A 17190-nucleotide genomic window follows, 5' to 3' on the forward strand; every position below is an offset into this window, starting at 1 on the left:
CGTCGGCAGAGTCTGCCGAGGCTTCGAAATGAGCAGGTCCCTGAATCTTCGTTGCTGCCGCAAGGTCTTCCAAAACATCCTTAAGCAGTGGGATGGTCTGTTCAGGAGCAGACACCGTCACTTCAAGGAAGGGGGTTCTGGGGGACACCTTTGCTTCGGACTTGACGCGGCGCAGGACCACCAGTGCCTCAGAGGCAACGCCCAACAACACGCTGGAAGCATCTTCAATAGCGCCTTCAACAGTCCCATCCGGAGTGACCTCAAGATCGGAAGCAGTCGGCCATGCAGCCTGGTGAACGCTACCTTCGCGATACCAGCTCCATACCTCTTCGGTGACGAAGGGGAGGTAGGGGGCAAGCAAACGAACGAAGGTGTCGATGGCAATCGCCAGCGCTGCTCGGGCAGACGCAGAAGCCTGATCGCTCCACTTACCTTCGCGGTTGTAGGCGCGTTCCTTCACAAGCTCCAAGTAGTCATCACAGAACGTCCAGAAGAAAGACTCGGTGATTTCCAGTGCACGAGCATGCTCGTAGTTTTCCAAAGCAGTGGTCGCGGAAGAGACAACCTCACGCAAAGCAGCAAGCATCGAACGATCAAGCGGCTGGACAACGTGCGTGATATCCAGATCCAGATCTGCGTCTCCACCCATCGTGAGAGCGAACTTCGAAGCGTTGAGCACCTTAATGGCCAGGCGGCGGCCAATCTTCATCTGCGATTCATCGAAAGCGGCATCCAGGCCCAGTCGAGCTGAAGCCGCCCAATAACGCACCGCGTCCGAGCCGAACTTCTCGAGCAGACCCATGGGGGTCACAACATTGCCCTTAGACTTCGACATCTTCTTGTGATCCGAGTCCAAGATCCATCCGGAAAGGCCGGCGTGTGCCCAGGGGAGTGCACCGAATTCCAGATCTGCACGGACAACCGTTGAGAAAAGCCAGGTTCGAATGATGTCCTGACCCTGTGGACGCAAGTCCATCGGGTAGGTACGGGAGAACAGGTCCTCGTCCTCAAGCCAACCACAGGCAATCTGCGGGGAGAGGGAAGAAGTCGCCCAAGTATCCATGATGTCGAGTTCGCCGACGAAACCACCGGCGACGCCGCGCTGATCCTCGGTGTAACCGGGAGCGGTATCCGATGAGGGATCGACGGGAAGCTGGTCTTCGCTGGGGGTGATGATCTGCGTGTAATCGACTTCGCCATTGTCATCAACGCGGTACCACAGGGGGAAGGGAACGCCGAAGAAACGCTGACGAGAGACCAGCCAGTCGTTGTTGAGGCCGCGTACCCAGTTCTCGTAGCGCACGCGCATGAAGTCCGGGTGGAACTCCAGCTCCTTACCGCGCTCAATGAGTTCCTCGTTCAGGTCCTTGCCAGTTGCAGGGTTGGCCCACGGCTTGCCACCGTTACGGATGTACCACTGACGCGAAGTGACGATCTCCAGGGGCTTGTCACCCTTTTCGAAGAAGTTCGTCTGGCGCATCGTCTTCTGGGGTTCACCACGCATCTCACCGCTTGCCTCGAGGCGCGCCACCAAGGCCTCGCGGGCAGAGAAGGTCGTCTTCCCCGCGAGCTCAGCAAAGGCCTCGCGACCCTCATCGGTGGTGATCCACTCGGGGGTTTCGGTCTGTAGGCGGCCATCCTTGCGCAAAACGGTACGCAGCGGAAGGTTCAGGTCTCGCCACCAATCGATATCGGTCGTGTCACCGAAAGTACAGCACATGGCGATACCGGCGCCCTTGTCCATCTCCGCCTCGGGGTGGGGAAGAACGGGGACCTCAACACCGAAAACAGGGGAGGCAACCGTAGTTCCGAACAAAGGCTTGTAGCGCTCGTCGTCGGGGTGAGCGATCAAAGCCACACACGCGGGAAGAAGTTCGGGACGAGTCGTTTCAATGCAGACGTCAACACCGTTCTCAACCGGCGCACCGGCTGCAGCGGCCTCGGCAGCGCGCGTGGGGTCGGTGATGTGGAAGGCGAGGCGGTGGTAGAAGCCCGGGTATTCGCGGCTCTCAAGCTCAGCCTGAGCAACCGCGGTCTGGAAGGTCACGTCCCACAGGCCGGGAGCCTCAGCCTGGTAGGCCTCGCCGCGCTCGAGATTGCGCAGGAACGCAGCCTGGGCAACCTTGCGGGCACGGGTACCGATGGTCTGGTAGTTCTGAGTCCAGTCAACCGACAGACCCAAGTGACGCCACAGGTCCTCGAAGTGCTTCTCGTCTTCGACGGTCAAGCGCTCGCACAGCTCCACGAAATTACGACGCGAGATCGGCACCTGATCGCGAGCCTTGATGGACTTGCCTTCGCCGCCGACATGAGGGGGCTCAAAATTCGGATCATAGGGGAGGGTCGCGTCGACGCGAACCCCAAAGTAGTTTTGCACGCGGCGCTCTGTGGGCAGGCCATTGTCGTCCCAGCCCATGGGGTAGAAGACTGACTTGCCCAGCATTCGCTGGAAACGTGCGACGACATCGGTGTGTGTGTACGAGAACACGTGGCCGACGTGAAGTGAACCCGAAACCGTGGGCGGGGGAGTGTCGATCGAGTAGACCTCTTGGCGGGGGCGGCTTCGATCAAAACGATAGGTTCCCTGATCTTCCCAACGCTGGTTCCACTGGGCTTCGAGGCCTTCAGTGGCGACCTTGTCCGGCACCTGGGGTGCGGGCAGTGAGGTTGGTTCGGCCTGGCGCTGAGCGCTCATACGTATTCTCCATCCGAGTCGTGGACTTATTACTGTCCAAGCCTACGTTTCATCAGCCCCACGGTCCAGCGAGAACGCACAGATGGCGCCTGGCTCCTCGCGTCCGTAACATCTGCTCTCTTCGTGATCTGCATATGCGCCACTAGCCATGCTGAGTAGTCTTGAAGGAGTACAGATGATCACATGACAAGGAGAATCGATGAATACGCTCGCGCACCAAGACATCGGTGAGGAAACTATCGATCTCCTCCAGCGCCTCATCGCACTCGCTTCCGTCAATGACCTCACCCCTGATTCTGGCAATGAAGAGGCTGCTGCACACCTATTTGAAACCTTCTTTGCTGGGCTCCCCGTCGAAGTTGAACGCATTGAGCCTCACCCGGGGCGTACTACTTTGGTTGTCACTTTGCGCGGCAGTGATCCTTCAGCGCAGCCCCTGACTTTCCTTGGGCACACCGATGTCGTCCCTGTTGATGAGAAGCACTGGACCCATCCGCCCTTTGCGGGTGAGATCAGTGAGGGAAGTATTTGGGGGCGAGGAAGCGTCGATATGCTTCACTTAACCGCGGCGATGGCAGTTGTCACCCGGCGCCTTGCCGAAGAAGTTTCCCGAGGTGGAGCTCGCCCAGCGGGAACCCTGACCTTCGTCGCCGCAGCGGACGAAGAAGCACGAGGCGGACTTGGCGTTCCGTGGATCGGTGAACACCGCTCGGATGCTTTCCCTTGGGATGCTCAGCTCTCTGAGATGGGAGGTGCCCATATTCGCGGCGCTCGCGGCGCAGACAGTGTTGTTGTCATTGTCGGTGAGAAAGGGGCTGCTCAGCGTCGCCTTCATGTGCGTGGAGATGCTGGACATGGCTCGATTCCTTTGGGACGTGTCAGCGCGGTTGAAATACTCGCTCGAGTTTCGCGAGCTCTGTCTCAAGCGCAGTGGCCACAGGCCAGTGACGAGATTTGGGCTGGATTCGTCCACGCTTTTGAATTTGATTCAGAACTTGAAGAGTCTTTGATTAAGGGTACATATCGCGGGGACTATAGCGAATTCGGTGATCTTGCGGCGTATGCCCACGCAGTCTCGCATATGACCGTTGCACAAACGGTTGTTCGCGCCGGTGGTCCTATTAACGTTCTCCCTTCATCCGGAGAACTGGAGCTGGATATCCGTACCCTTCCGGGGCAAAGCGATGATGATGTTGATCGTGCGATTACCGAGGCCTTGGGAGAGCTTGCAGACCACGTGACCATCGAGCGTTTGTTGAGCGAGCGGGCCACGGCCTCGTCAGTCGACACAAAACTGTACCGGGCAATCGAGGAGACTTTGACGCAGACGAACCCCGGGGCGAAGGTCGTTCCAATTCTCTTCCCGGGTGGTTCCGATCTTCGAGTTGGACGCCACAAAGGGGGAGTGGGTTACGGTTTTGGCTCCTGTTCTTCTGGAGCAACTTTGGGGCAGGTCTACTCCCAGCTTCACGCTCATGATGAACACATCGCGGTGGAAGATGTTGTTTCAACGGTGTGCGCTCTTGATCACCTTACTCGAGTCTTCATGTACCCCGAAAAGGCCTGAATTCAAGGGTTGACTAAGCCTTCGTCTGCTGTGTGTTCCTTAAAGCGAGCGTTACAAACGCCCACGAAGTGGCACAAGTCGCGAACCTAGGGCTTTGGGCCATATCTTTATTTATGGCGCGAGTTTCCGTGCTTAATTCAAAGAACATTCGACGTCACTATGGACTAATTGAAGGAGATCAGGATGCCAGCTTCACGCATCACCACAAAAGCAGCCGCACTAGCTACAGCAGCTGTCCTCATGTGCGCTTCGCTGGCAGCCTGTGCGCCGAAAAATGCCGGATCGGCACAATCGGGAGCAAAGAGCGATACGGTGACAGTTGGTCTTCCCGGTTCTCTGTCAACCTTGGACACCGCTCACGAGACTGGCATTATCAACTACTACGTTGCCCAGGTGACCTCTGAAGGCCTCCTTGCCGTCGATAAGGACGGTAAGTTGGTTCCCGCAATCGCGACGGACTACCGCACCGATGATGCGAAGACCTGGGTTTTCCAGATCCGTAAGGATGCAAAGTTCCAAGATGGTAACCCCGTGACCATTCAGGACATCCTCTTCTCGATTAATATTGCGAAGGATCCCGATAAGTCCCCCTCATCGGCGGTTTACTGGGCTAAGGGTGTTGAAGCAACTCAGACTGGCGAGTGGGAGATCACTATTACGCTTCCTAATCCCGCCGAAAACTTTGGATGGACCGTGACGGCAAACGGCGGCCTGTGGATCACCGAAAAGTCGTTCTACGAAGCCGCGCAGTCCTATGGGTCCTCCAAGGACCTCATCATGGGTACCGGCCCCTACAAGGCGACCTCTTTCCAGCCCGATTCGAAGGCTGTTTTTGAAAAGAGCGGCACATGGTGGGGCGGCGATACTCCCGCACAGAAGATCGAGTTCGATTTCTTCTCAGATGAGAATGCTCGACTGCTGGCTCAGCGTAGCGGCCAGATCGATATCGCAACGCAGCTTCCCACCGATCAGGTTTCTCAGTTTGAATCTATCGATGGGGTCAAGGTTCTCACCGAATCTGACCGTTCCTATGTGGGCCTGACCTTTGATCAAGGTGTGGCACCTTTCGACGACATTCATGTTCGTAAGGCAGTTGCCCATGCTGTTGACCGTAAGGCGATCGTTGATTCCATCCTTAAGGGACGCGGAGAGGTTGCGACCGCAATCGAACCCAATGACCAGCTGGGCAGCGAGATTGGCGTCGATAAGGCGCGCGAACTTCAAGCACACCTTCCCATTGATTCCTTCAGCTTGGACCAGGCACGTGCGGAGCTTGCACAGTCTAAGGTTCCCAATGGTTTTGATACGGAACTGACCTACCCCGCATCGATCCCCGAGATGGGCTCCGCGGCGCTGGCAATTGCTGATAACCTCAAGCAGATCGGCATTAACGTCACGGTCACTTCCAAGCCCATTGAAGAATGGATCTCTAAGGTCGGAACTGGCGAGTTCGGTCTCTACTACATGAGCTACACCTCAACGACCGGTGACCCCGGAGAGGTTGCAGGCTGGCTGCTTGGACCCGATAACCCCGCACGTTACGAAAATGAACAGGTTCAGGGCCTCATTGCCTCCTCCACGGCAGAGACTGATCCGAACAAGCGTGTTGAGCAAATCGTTGCAGCAGAAAAGATCGCTCAGGAAAATACGATCTACTCGCCGATCTGGTGGGGCAAGACCTCGACCGCATTCTCGAAGACCGTTACACCGAATAACTACACGTCGTACTTCTTCATGACCCCCTGGGCCGCGTCCCTGAACGTCACGAAGTGATGACACGTTTCTTCGCACGACGCCTCGCGGGGTTCGCGGCGGTGTTGCTGGCCTTATCCTTCATCATCTTCTCTTTGCTGGACTTAGTTCCCGGAGACCCGGTGAAGATTCTGGTTGGCACTCGCCGCCTCACCCCCGAGGTGCGTGCTGCTATTACCGCCCAATACGGGTTGGATGAGCCGCTACTTGTGCGCTATTGGCATTGGTTGCTTCGAGCGCTCAGCGGAGATTTTGGCAACTCCGTGCGCTCTGCGACTCCCGTTACTGAGGTCCTCGCTGCACGCGTCGGATTAACCACGATACTGACTCTGATGGCATTTGTTTTGGCCATCTGCGTCGGGGTTCCACTGGGAATTTGGGCTGCTCGACGTGCCGGGAGCTGGGTGGATCGCTCCATCATCGGCTGGAGTGTTGTTGGTATTTCTGCACCGGGATTTGCCCTGGGTCTTGTGCTGCTCTATGTCTTCGGACTCATGCTGGGATGGTTCCCAATTTCCGGCGCAGGTGAGGATTTCGTGGATTCCCTGTGGCATCTTGCGCTTCCAGCAATAGCACTTGCAACCGGCATCGGTGCGATGATCATTCGAATTACTCGCGCTGCAGTTGTGGCAGAACTCAGCCAGGATTATGTGACTTTCGCGCGTTCGAGGGGACTTGCTTCGTGGCGTATCACTCGCATGTATCTGCGTGCGGCTTCCTTGCCGATCATCACCTCAGCTGGTCTGATCTTGGGGACTCTTTTTGGTTCAACGGTCTTGGTTGAAGAGGCTTTCTCTCTTCCGGGCTTGGGTCAGCTTTTGGCCGATTCGATTACGTATAAGGACGTGCCTGTTGTCCAAGCGATTGCGCTCTTGGTAGCAGTGATCATCATCGCGGTCACATTTATTGTCGACCTTGCAGCTTTCATTGTTGACCCGCGTCAAAAGCTCGAAGAGGGAGGTGTCGCATGAGCGATCGCGTACCGTCTCAGGACGCCGAGGCCAACGCCGAAGTTTCCGTTGGCCGTTTCCGTTCCTCGGCACGAGGCCTCGCCCGCGCAATGCGATCAGTCCCGGGCTCCGTTGTTCTTTCCTTCATCATTTTGATCGCAGTCGCAGTGTGCGTCTTTTTCTCCCCGTTGATCGTTCCCAATGCTCTTGGACAAGACGTTTCTTTAGGCGTGAGCCCGGCGGGTACTCCCGGTCATATTTTTGGAACCGATAAAGTTGGGCGTGACATTCTCGCATTGACGATTGCGGGTGCGCGTTCTGCTGTCATCGGTCCGCTGGTGATCGCTGGTGGTTCGATGATCCTGGGACTGATTTTTGGAATGACTGCCGGCTGGTGGGGAGGCTGGTGGGATGCCCTTGTCTCTCGTTCGTGTGAAATCCTGCTTTCAATGCCGGTTACTTTGCTGGCAATCGTCGTTGCGGGTGTGATTGGTGGTTCCTATTGGGTGACGGTTGGCGTGCTGATCATTTTGTTCGCGCCTTCCGATATCCGGATGATTCGCGCCGCCACTCTTCAACAAAAACCACAGCCCTATATTGAATCGGCGCAGGTTCTGGGCTTGTCTTCGCCTCGTATCCTTGGAGTTCATATTCTTCCGAATATCACTCCTATCGTGTGGGCAAACCTCTTTGTCAACGTTGCGTTTGCGCTTGTGTCACTCTCTGGACTGTCCTACTTAGGATTTGGCGTCGGCGCGCAAGACGCGGACTGGGGACGTCAGCTTGCTGACGGACGTTTTATTCTCAACCAGAATCCAGCAGCATGTGTTGTCGCTGGTCTTGCCATCATCATCACGGCAACCGCAATCAATATCGCAGGTGATTGGTGGAGTGAAAGGCAGGAGGCGCGCTCGTGAGTGAGAATCAGGGCCTTATTGCCTCGCATATTAGCGTCACGCGAGATGACGGGCACGTCCTCGTCGATGATGTTTCGATTCATGCGGAAGCCGGACGCACCCTAGTTATTGTGGGTGAGTCAGGTGCCGGAAAATCCATGCTTGCACGCACCATCTGTGCGCTCACTCCTCATACTTTGAGCGCCCAGGGGCAAGTGACCTTGGGCGGACGTGAGTTCGATATTGTCCGCCAGGCGCGTGCCTTTAAAGCACTTCGGGGCAAAGGGATTGTCTGGCTTCCTCAAGATCCTTTTACCTCGCTGTCTCCTACCCAGCGTTGCAGCACGCAGATTATCGCCGACACGCGGTTGCCCAAGCGCACGCGGGATGAACGCGTTCGTGAGCGTCTTCGCGAAGTTGGACTTCCTGGACGCGTTGCTCAGGCTTACCCTCAAGAACTGTCGGGAGGCATGCGCCAACGTGTAGCTATCGCTGCAGCCCTAGACTCTTCGCCCGGAGTCTTCATTGCGGACGAGCCGACAACGGCTTTGGATGTGACGACTCAGAAGGAAATTCTTGATCTTCTCAGTGAGCTGAGCGAAAGCCGCTCGATGGCCCTCATCTTGATTACCCACGATCTTGCTTTGGCACGCGAATACGGCGATGAAGTGGTTGTCATGCGCCACGGGAAGGTCGTCGAATCGGGAAGTGTTGAGAAAGTCTTTACTCACCCCGAAAACGACTACACTCGTCAGCTTGCAGCCGCCGAGCCTCGACTGGATGGTCCCAATCCCCGTTCTTTCACGGAAGAATCCCAAGCAGACCACTCTTTAGACACGGCCTCGGAGAAGAAGCACGTTGCACCTGCTTTGGTTGAGGCACGGGACTTGGTCAAGATTTTCCGCGGAGGCAGCCGCAGGGATCACCACGTGGCGCTCGATGGAGTTTCGCTTTCTATCGCGCCCCAAGAATCCGTCGGAATTGTTGGCGAATCCGGATCGGGGAAGACCACCCTTGCACGTCTGATTATCGGTTTGGAAAAGCCAGATTCGGGAAGTGTCGAGGTGAATGGCACACCGCGGGAGAAATTACGAGGTGCCTCTGAAGGTGGGCGACCCCCAATGGGGATCGTTTTCCAAAATCCGTATTCTGCCCTCAATCCAGCGCGTACTATTGGCGCCACCCTTGTCGAGGCTTTACGCGTAGGCGGTCGTTCAGCTAGCGAGGTCTCGGGCCTCTTGGAGTCTGTCGGCCTTCCAGCCTCGTATACAAGCCGTTTTCCCGCGCGCCTCTCTGGTGGGGAACGCCAGCGTGTCGCTATCGCCAGGGCTCTGGCGACGCGACCACAGCTTTTGATTTGTGACGAGGCCGTCTCTGCTTTGGATGTGTCTGTGCAGGCTTCTGTTTTGGAGCTTTTGCTCCAGCTTCAACGCCAGCAGGGCTTCGCATTGCTTTTTATTACCCACGACCTTGCCGTGGCGCGCCAGATGTGTGATCGCCTTGTTGTGATGAAGGACGGACACATCGTCGAAGAGGGAGCAACCGAAGATATCCTTCATTCGCCGACCCAGGAATACACGCGGGTCTTGCTTGCCGCAGTACCTGGCCAAGAGAGTGACAATGACTGAGAAGATTTCACGCATCTCAATTGAATCTGGTGAGAGTAGCTACGAGCGCCTACTCGCTTTAGGGGTGCCTGAAGAGCGCGCGAAAGATTGGGCGCGCCTTGGCCCCAAGATGCGTGCGACCTTGTGGAGCAATGGGCCTGTGGGAGTATGGGAAGTCCACCGCGAACTCTCTGCACACCTGCGCATTGCAGGATGGACTCTTCTCGATACCGATCAGGTGGTATGTGAAGCCGAAGAAGCCCGTCGCGTGCGTGAGATCATATCGGAACTCTGTGATGAGATGCGCTTGCGTCGCTTCCCACTGATGAAAGCTGACTCATGGGCAGATGAGGGCATTTTTGTTGATGCCCTCCGCTCGATTGGTTTTGAACAGGTCACGATCAATGGGAACCCCCATCCCATTGAAAACGACCGCGATTACTCCCATAGCGGCTGGCTTCTGTGGAACCCCGATTTTGTGCGAGAAAGTGCGAATTTGGTGGTCCCTGCCTACGAACACCAGAAGACGGAATTTACCTGCGGTCCCGCAAGTGCTCTTATGGCACTTGGTGAAATTGAAGGAGATCCGCACACTGATTTTGTCAATGAACTGGATCTATGGCGCCAAGCAACCTACTCGGGGGGAGTGGGCCACTTTGGCCTGGCCTCGGCATTGGCGGACCACGGCGCACAGGTTGAAGTTCTTACGTCGACTTCGGAACCAATCGTGGGGATTTCAAAAACCACGATGCTGGGTAAGCGGGCGCGGGTCGCTCTTCACTGCGAACATATGATGCGCGCACGCGAATTGGGAGTCACCTCCCAGGTGAGGGAACTGTTGGTAGAAGACATTACCTCAGCCTTGGATGCGGGCAAGCCTGTTATTGCCCTCGTTGACCTTGCCCCGCTTAACGGTGAAGACACCCCGCACTGGTTGCTGATTTGGGGTCGTATTGGGGACTTTTTCCTGATTCATGACCCCTGGTACGACGAGGAGTTTGGGGAGACATGGGTGGAAACCTATGTCCAGCCCCTCCATACACGCGACCTATGGGAAGCCGCACAGTGGGCTGATGGAACGCACGAGCGCGCGCTCCTTACAGTCCGTACTTCTCGCTGAAGTTTTTCTCGAAGGTCTCCAAAGAGATTCCACGGGTCTCCGGGACGACGAAGAGGTAGAAACACAGGGAAACCACGTTGATCAGTCCGAAAATCACGTAGGTCCAACTTGCACCCAAGTGAGTAATCATTACGGGGAAGACCCAGGTCACCACTGCGTTCATCAGCCATCCGCAGCCGACCGCAAAACCTTGAGCAACGCCTCGAATCCGCGATGGGAAAATCTCTGATACCAGAACCCAGTTGACTGTTCCTGACTGCTTGGCGAAGACGAAAAGCGAAACGAGGACGACAACCAGCCACGGAAGGTACGTGGGAATCGAAGTGGAAATACTGCCATCAGCCTGTACATAGGGGGAGATCCCCACACCGAAGATGATCGCTAGGCTAAAGAGCGAAAGAGTCACGCCTGTTTCTTGGTAAATACCGACGTGACGACGCGCGAGCTTTGAAACCAAGTAGAGCCCGAAACCTGCACCCGCACACGCGACCGCACCCGTTATGACATTTAGGGTAATCGAATCAGCGGCTGAGAAACCTGCCGCAGCTAGGATCTTGGGGAGATAGTACATCGCGGTGTTAATACCGGTGAGCTGATCGAAGCAGGCTAGGCCAACACCGATCAACAGTAGGCGTCTGGTCCAGGCAACCGATGCTGTGCGTCGAAGTGACCAGTGTCCCTGTGCGTCTTCTCTTTGCTGGAGTTGGGCGATCTGTGCGATCTCCTCGCTGAGGTTGTCGAGCTTGGGATCACGAATGCGCTTAAGCGCGCCAATGGCCTCGTAATAGCGCTCTTTCGAGGCGTACCAGCGCCCGGACTCTGGCATGAGACGCATACCTAGCCAGAGGAAGACCGCTGGGATCGTTGCAAGAACGAGCATCCAACGCCAGGCCAAGCCATCGCCGCTGGTTATGACTGCGGTTGTCACGTGCTGGACTTGATCCCAGGGATACCATCGGCCGCCGGTCAAAGTGCCTGAAGGGTCCTCGGAAACAAAGACCTGAGGTCCACCGTGAGCGCTAGAGAGGATCGCGTTCATTGAGTAGGCGAGGAGTTGGCCAAAGACGATCATGAACTGGTCAAGCGCAACCAACGAACCTCGAACGCGCGTTGGGGCGGACTCTGCGAGGTACACGGGAACGGTTGCCGAGGCACCACCGACGGCAAGCCCCAAGATGAAGCGGAAAATATACAGAATTGCGACATTTGGGGCAAAGGTGCACCCCAGCGTTCCGAGAATGAAGATTCCTGCCAAAAGGAGGATATTGTGGCGGCGCCCGTAGCGATCTGATAGGCGGCCTCCGACGATCGCTCCCAGCGCGGCGCCGAGGGCTAGGAAAGCCCCGACCAGGCCTTCTTCGAATTCATTGATGGCAAGGCCTCCGGCGCTGCGAGGCATATACATATAGGGCAGTGCGCCAGCGATAACGCCCGTGTCATAGCCGAAAAGAAGAGAACCAAAAGTTGCGACTCCCGCAAGAAAAGCGATCGAACGCTTGGGGCCAGATGCTGGAGTCTCATCGATGAGTTTCTCCAAATCCTTTTGGTTTGGCCGTGAAGCGGGCGAAGTAGAAGTCATGGGGTCTATTGTGCAACGTGGATCGTGTGTACATGCAAGTTTTCAGCAAAATGTGCAAACGTTCATTAACAATGAACGGGTGACCATACGATGGAAGATCGATCCTCGATATACGCGGCGGATATGAAACGTACCTGACTAGTAAAGGCCCGAGGCCGGAGCCGGCACGCGACGCGCACCCAGCCCCGGCCTCGAGAATGGGGATCGTCACCTTATTTAGAGGACCATCGCAGCTACCCATCCGCCAATGAGCAGAGGGATGTTGTAGTGGATAAAGGTTGGGATCACCGTGTCTCGCATGTGGTCGTGCTGGCCATCGACGTTGAGTCCCGCTGTCGGGCCGAGCGTCGAATCCGAGGCCGGTGAGCCGGCATCGCCCAAAGCGCCAGCAGTGCCGATGATCGCCACCGTCGCCATGGGGGAGAAGCCCAGCGTGAGACACAGCGGGACGTAGATCGCGGAGATGATCGGCAGGGTCGAGAAGGACGAGCCGATACCCATGGTGATAACGAGGCCGACGAGCAGCATGATGATTGCTGCGAGGACCTTTGAACCGTTGAAGAGCGCTGCGGTTCCATCAACCAAAGGCTTAATCTGGCCCGATTCGTTGAGGACTGAGGCGTACCCCTGTGCGGTGATCATGATCAAGCCGATGAGGCTCATCATCTTCATGCCGCCACTGAAGACATAGTCGGCCTGCTGCCAAGGGACGACTCGCATGAAGAGCATCATGCACAGCCCCACCAAAGAGCCAACGAGCAGCGGATCGGCCTCAGAATCCATTCGCGTGAGCACGGTCTGAATGACGAAGCAGACGACGAGGGCGGCTACTGCAGCCCAGACCTTTTTTATATCAATCGGCTTCTCCTCAGACGATGCGAAGGAGGAGTCACGCTGTTCATAAGTGCGGGGCTTGCGGTAGGAGAAGAGAAGCGCGACCACACAACCGATTGCCATTGAAGCCGCGGGAATTGCCATTGCTGCCATGGGGTTGACAGAAGACACATCCATGCCTGCTGCGTTGATGTTCTTGTAAAGAATATCGTGCAAGAAGATGCGCCCGAAGCCGATGGGGAAGAACATGTAGGCGGTGACGATACCGAAAGTAATCGCACATGCAATCATGCGGCGGTCCATCTTGAGTTCATTCATCACGCCAATGAGCGGCGGGATAAGGAGCGGAATGAAAGCGATGTGAATGGGGATCAGGTTTTGGCTCATCACGCCCATGACGAGCACGCCGCCGACGATTCCCCATTTGGCGCCGCGAGCAACGCGTACGGAGCTCGCTGCATCCGCGTTGCGCATGCGGCTGACAATTGTGCGCGCAAGCAGGGCTGGCAGACCTGAGTGAGCGACCGCCATAGCAAAAGCACCGAGGAGTGCATAGGAGAGGGCGATTTTCGCACCTCCGGCAAGGCCGGTTTGGAAAGCGACCATCGTGCCAGAGATTCCCATTCCAGCGACAAGGCCGGCGACAATAGAGGCCACAAAGAGAGAGATAACGACGTGCACTCGGGCGAGGCTGAGAGCCAGCATGACGATGACCGAGAGGACGACTGCATTCAACAAAAGCATGACTATTCCATGAGGTTGTGTGTGAAAAATTGATGTGGATAAGGAGCAAAAGCTTCAGTCGGGTACGAAGTTAAAAATGGGATGCGTGAGCGTGAATGAAAGGCTACGACTAATCTTCGCGGGTGCGAGGGATTATCCTGACGGCGTCTCGTGACGACGTCAGCCAAGATGATGGTCGCGCTCAACAGCAGCGTCGACCGCCGCGACGATCGCGGAGGAAAGACCTGCCTCTTGGGCGGCGAGGAGACCAGCGATAGTGGTGCCGCCCGGAGAAGAAACCCGATCAATAAGGTTTGCGGGTACTTGCCCATTTTCGAGGCCGTTGAGCATGAGTTGCGCGCTTCCCAAGAACGCTTGGGCAACGATGTGCGTCGAATCGGCCTTGGTGAGGCCGTGGTTCACGCCGGCCTCGGCCATCGCATCGATCATGCGGAAGATCCATGCCGGGGAGGAGGAAGCGATCGCTGTAAAAACAGGGAAGTACTTCTCATCCAACACGATCGTTTCGCCGACCGAATCCAGAAGCTTGCGAGCGGTGGCGAGCTGTTCGTCCGTTGTCCCCATCGGGCAAAGGGCACTCATTGACTTGCCGACCTGTGCATTGACATTGGGCATGACGCGGACCAAGGGAATGGCTGCCCCAAAATCCGAAATGATCTGATCTGTCGTACGGCCCGCAGCGATAGATACGACGCAGAGTTGCTTGGCAAAAAGAACACTCTCGCGAATCTCGCGAATGACTTCGGACTGGACATTTGGTTTCACTGCTAGGACCAAGAGGTTGCTCTGTTCGGCGACCTGACGGTTTGATGCGAGTGCAATGCCTCCCAGCCCATCAGCCAAGTCTTCCGCGGCTTGGTGGTGTCGATCGGCGAACATCAGATCCGAGCCGCTGAAGCCAGCGGCCACGGCACCGCGTGCAATAGCTGAGGCCATTGCACCTGTTCCGATGAAGCCGATACGCATGACAGTCCTTGAGTGAGAAGGTGTAGATCTTGGCGTTATTTTAAACACACTTTACGTGTTGATGGCAACAAGGTCTCACTCGTTGTATCGCAAAGCTATCCACAAAAGATGTGAATCAAGGATTCATCCACAGAAGCGCTTATGGGCCCTGAAGTGGAGCTGGGAGACGGACACACTAGGGACATGGATTCACACTTTCAGTCTCATCTGAACCGTAGAAGGCAGTTGGAACGATTGGTTTTTACCTCTCAGTCTGCCAAGGTCGATCAGGATGCAGAGAGGAGCATCGAGCGAGAAGACCCTCACGGCGATGAGGAGAATCAGGGTCGAGGCCTACGCTGGAGCTGGCGATGGCGTACCGCTCGAGTATTTATTGCGATCTGCTTGTTTCTAGCCCTAATAGCAGGTGTTGTCCATGGCTGGAATAGTCGCTTGGAAGAAGATAATCTCTCGGCTTCTGATGCCGAATCCCCAAGTGCACGTGCCGATAGCACAGGATCTATCTCTTCCTCGAGCCCAGGAATTCAGCAGCCCGGTGAGGAGGGAAGGGGAGTGAGCGGCCAGGTGATGGTTCATATGACAGGAGAAGTACGCGCTCCTGGCGTTGTCCGTGTCAAACATGGTTCTCGCGTTTCGGAGGCTATCGATCAAGCTGGCGGCTTTACTGAAGACGCGGACCGTGACAGCGTTAACCTTGCTCGGTTGGTTGTTGATGGTGAACAGATTAGGGTTCCTTCTCTGAACTCCTCACAAGCACACGACGATGCTCCATCCGGTCAAACTTCCGCCTGCGTTGACGTCACTCAAGCGGATGCCCAAACACTACAAAGACTCGATGGAGTCGGACCGGCACTGGCTGCGCGTATTGTCACCTATAGGAAGTCTCATCCGATCACACGTGTGGACGACCTGGTAGCAGTTCCAGGAATTGGAGCTTCGATACTCGAGAAAATTCGAATTGGTGCCTGCTCGTGAGAGCCTCATCGATTGACATCCGCTTAGTGCCCTTAGCGATTTCATCCTGGTTATGTACCTGGGGTGCACTAAACAGAACTCCACTTCTTCTATGCGCTGGAATATGTACAGCTTTTCTCTTCCCTTTGCTCCTATCCCCACGAGGATTTCAGGGGTTAGGAAAAGAACGCGTCAGTGAATGCGTGCCTCTTCTCATTGTCACGATATGCCTGTGCTGTACGTGCATTGTGATCTCTTTAAGTCGCGCAACGAGCTGGGAAAACGAAGCGAAGCAGTTATGCATGCAAGGAAAGGAACTGCGCAATGCTTCCTTTGTTTTACTGAGTGAAGTACGTGAAGGAAAGAAAGCAACAAACACGAGAAATAAACCGAGCTACTACGTCCGTGCCCGTTATCTTGGAAGTAAAGAGCACCTGAGCTTTCTCCTTGTATCCACGCGCGAATCTATGACAACACTTCGACGCGGAGATCGAGTTCTTGCTAGTGGGACCTGCGATCTCAATTGGGCTCACAGCATTCCGAATGTGGGCGCGCTTCGAATCAAATCGTTGGAACGCCTTCCTCCAAATGATCAGTGGACGCGTATTTCTCAAGCTGTCAGGAGGAACCTAGAAAAGATCGTTGTGACATTACCAGAGCACGCACGTGCGCTGATACCAGGAATGTCACTGGGAGATGACCATCAAGCCAGTGCTCAAATGCGTGATGATATGAAGACAGTGTCATTTGCGCACCTCACAGCAGTGTCAGGTACTCATATGTCGATTTTGATGATGACAGTTGGTCTTCTTGCAACAAAGAAACGTCGCATAGCGATCATTACCCAAGTTTCAGTTCTCTTGCTGTTCGCTGGACTTGTTGGCCCGGCTTCGTCGGTGCTGCGTTCCCTTGCGGTCAGCGTTATTGGCTTTATTGGAATGTGGAGTAATAGGGAAGGGGGAATTTACTCATCATTGAGCACTGTCATTATCCTTGCCTGCCTGATATCACCCTCCGACGCATGTTCGTTGGGTTTTACACTCTCAGTGCTTGCGACTTGGGGAGTATGTGTTCCTGCGCTTTGGATTGAAACCGGTGTCACTCAAGTGGGGCCGATTCCACAATCTGTGCAGTCCGGAATTGAGTGGAGTGCCAAACTCATCAGTGTCCCATTGGGCGCCCAACTAGCTACGCTTCCAATCATGCTGTCGATGAACTCGTGGGTCAGTCCATGGGCAATACCCGCTCAGCTACTTATCGCACCATTGGTGACTCCTGTGACTGTAGGCTGTTTTGTCTCAGCACTTGCAGCTCAAATATGGCCCGCTCTTGGCTATATATGTGCATGGCTGACATCTTGGGGAACCGCGTGGATATCACTGGTTGCCTCCAGATTGTCTGCACTCCCAGGTGCGCGAATCGCGGTGGGAGAGTGGTCTGGTCTTATTACTGTGGTGCTCCTTCTCCTACTGATCTGGGTAGTGAGGGTCAAAATTCGGCGCTTCTCCTCGTAGAGGCAAACAGAA

General features: G+C 55.7%; 12 protein-coding genes. 8 read left to right on the forward strand and 4 right to left on the reverse strand.

From position 1 onward, the window contains the following. A partial coding sequence (valS, locus tag QZR18_RS02840) for a valine--tRNA ligase (protein WP_295910275.1) occupies window positions 1-2695 on the reverse strand: 2695 nt, incomplete at its 3' end. 199 nt (window positions 2696-2894) lie between these two features. Between valS and QZR18_RS02845 the strand changes: the two genes are divergently transcribed. The 6 genes from QZR18_RS02845 (at window position 2895) to QZR18_RS02870 (ending at window position 10587) form a co-directional block, all read left to right on the forward strand. Further along, the gene (locus tag QZR18_RS02845; RefSeq protein WP_178706575.1) at window positions 2895-4262 is read left to right on the forward strand and encodes a M20/M25/M40 family metallo-hydrolase; all 1368 of its coding nucleotides are present in this window, start codon (window positions 2895-2897) and stop codon (window positions 4260-4262) included. Between the two features lie 183 nt (window positions 4263-4445). Continuing rightward, on the forward strand, window positions 4446-6035 hold the full coding sequence (locus tag QZR18_RS02850) for an ABC transporter substrate-binding protein (protein ID WP_178706578.1): 1590 nt from the start codon (window positions 4446-4448) through the stop codon (window positions 6033-6035). Further along, complete coding sequence (locus QZR18_RS02855; protein ID WP_178706694.1) at window positions 6035-6985, forward strand: ABC transporter permease; 951 nt, start codon at window positions 6035-6037, stop codon at window positions 6983-6985. The genes QZR18_RS02850 and QZR18_RS02855 overlap by 1 nt, the downstream gene beginning before the upstream one ends. Next, window positions 6982-7881, forward strand: a complete 900-nt coding sequence (locus tag QZR18_RS02860) for an ABC transporter permease (protein WP_178706581.1) — start codon at window positions 6982-6984, stop codon at window positions 7879-7881. The genes QZR18_RS02855 and QZR18_RS02860 overlap by 4 nt, the downstream gene beginning before the upstream one ends. Next, window positions 7878-9488 (forward strand): ABC transporter ATP-binding protein, encoded by a 1611-nt coding sequence (locus QZR18_RS02865; protein WP_178706586.1) that lies wholly within the window; start codon window positions 7878-7880, stop codon window positions 9486-9488. Before QZR18_RS02860 ends, QZR18_RS02865 begins: the two co-directional genes overlap by 4 nt. Next, entirely contained in the window at window positions 9481-10587 is a 1107-nt protein-coding gene (locus QZR18_RS02870) for a peptidase C39 family protein (RefSeq protein ID WP_178706589.1), read from the forward strand. Before QZR18_RS02865 ends, QZR18_RS02870 begins: the two co-directional genes overlap by 8 nt. Here the strand turns inward: QZR18_RS02870 and QZR18_RS02875 are convergent. From QZR18_RS02875 to proC, 3 genes are all read right to left on the reverse strand, one after another. Further along, window positions 10565-12166: an MFS transporter gene (locus QZR18_RS02875; RefSeq protein ID WP_178706592.1), complete on the reverse strand. Its 1602-nt coding sequence runs from the start codon at window positions 12164-12166 to the stop codon at window positions 10565-10567. The genes QZR18_RS02870 and QZR18_RS02875 overlap by 23 nt on opposite strands. A gap of 216 nt (window positions 12167-12382) precedes the next feature. Continuing rightward, complete coding sequence (locus QZR18_RS02880) at window positions 12383-13744, reverse strand: Na+/H+ antiporter family protein (RefSeq protein WP_178706595.1); 1362 nt, start codon at window positions 13742-13744, stop codon at window positions 12383-12385. A gap of 159 nt (window positions 13745-13903) precedes the next feature. Beyond that, a complete protein-coding gene (gene proC / locus QZR18_RS02885) occupies window positions 13904-14710 on the reverse strand; it encodes a pyrroline-5-carboxylate reductase (protein WP_178706598.1) in 807 nt (268 codons plus the stop codon). 183 nt (window positions 14711-14893) lie between these two features. Between proC and QZR18_RS02890 the strand changes: the two genes are divergently transcribed. Next, window positions 14894-15685 carry a ComEA family DNA-binding protein gene (locus QZR18_RS02890; RefSeq protein ID WP_178706601.1) on the forward strand — a complete coding sequence of 264 codons (792 nt, stop codon included), beginning with the start codon at window positions 14894-14896 and terminating at the stop codon, window positions 15683-15685. Between the two features lie 281 nt (window positions 15686-15966). After that, on the forward strand, window positions 15967-17178 hold the full coding sequence (locus QZR18_RS02895) for a ComEC/Rec2 family competence protein (protein WP_178706604.1): 1212 nt from the start codon (window positions 15967-15969) through the stop codon (window positions 17176-17178). Window positions 17179-17190 lie beyond the last annotated feature (12 nt).

The organism is uncultured Actinomyces sp. (genome assembly GCA_900541895.1).
GTDB lineage: Bacteria > Actinomycetota > Actinomycetes > Actinomycetales > Actinomycetaceae > Pauljensenia.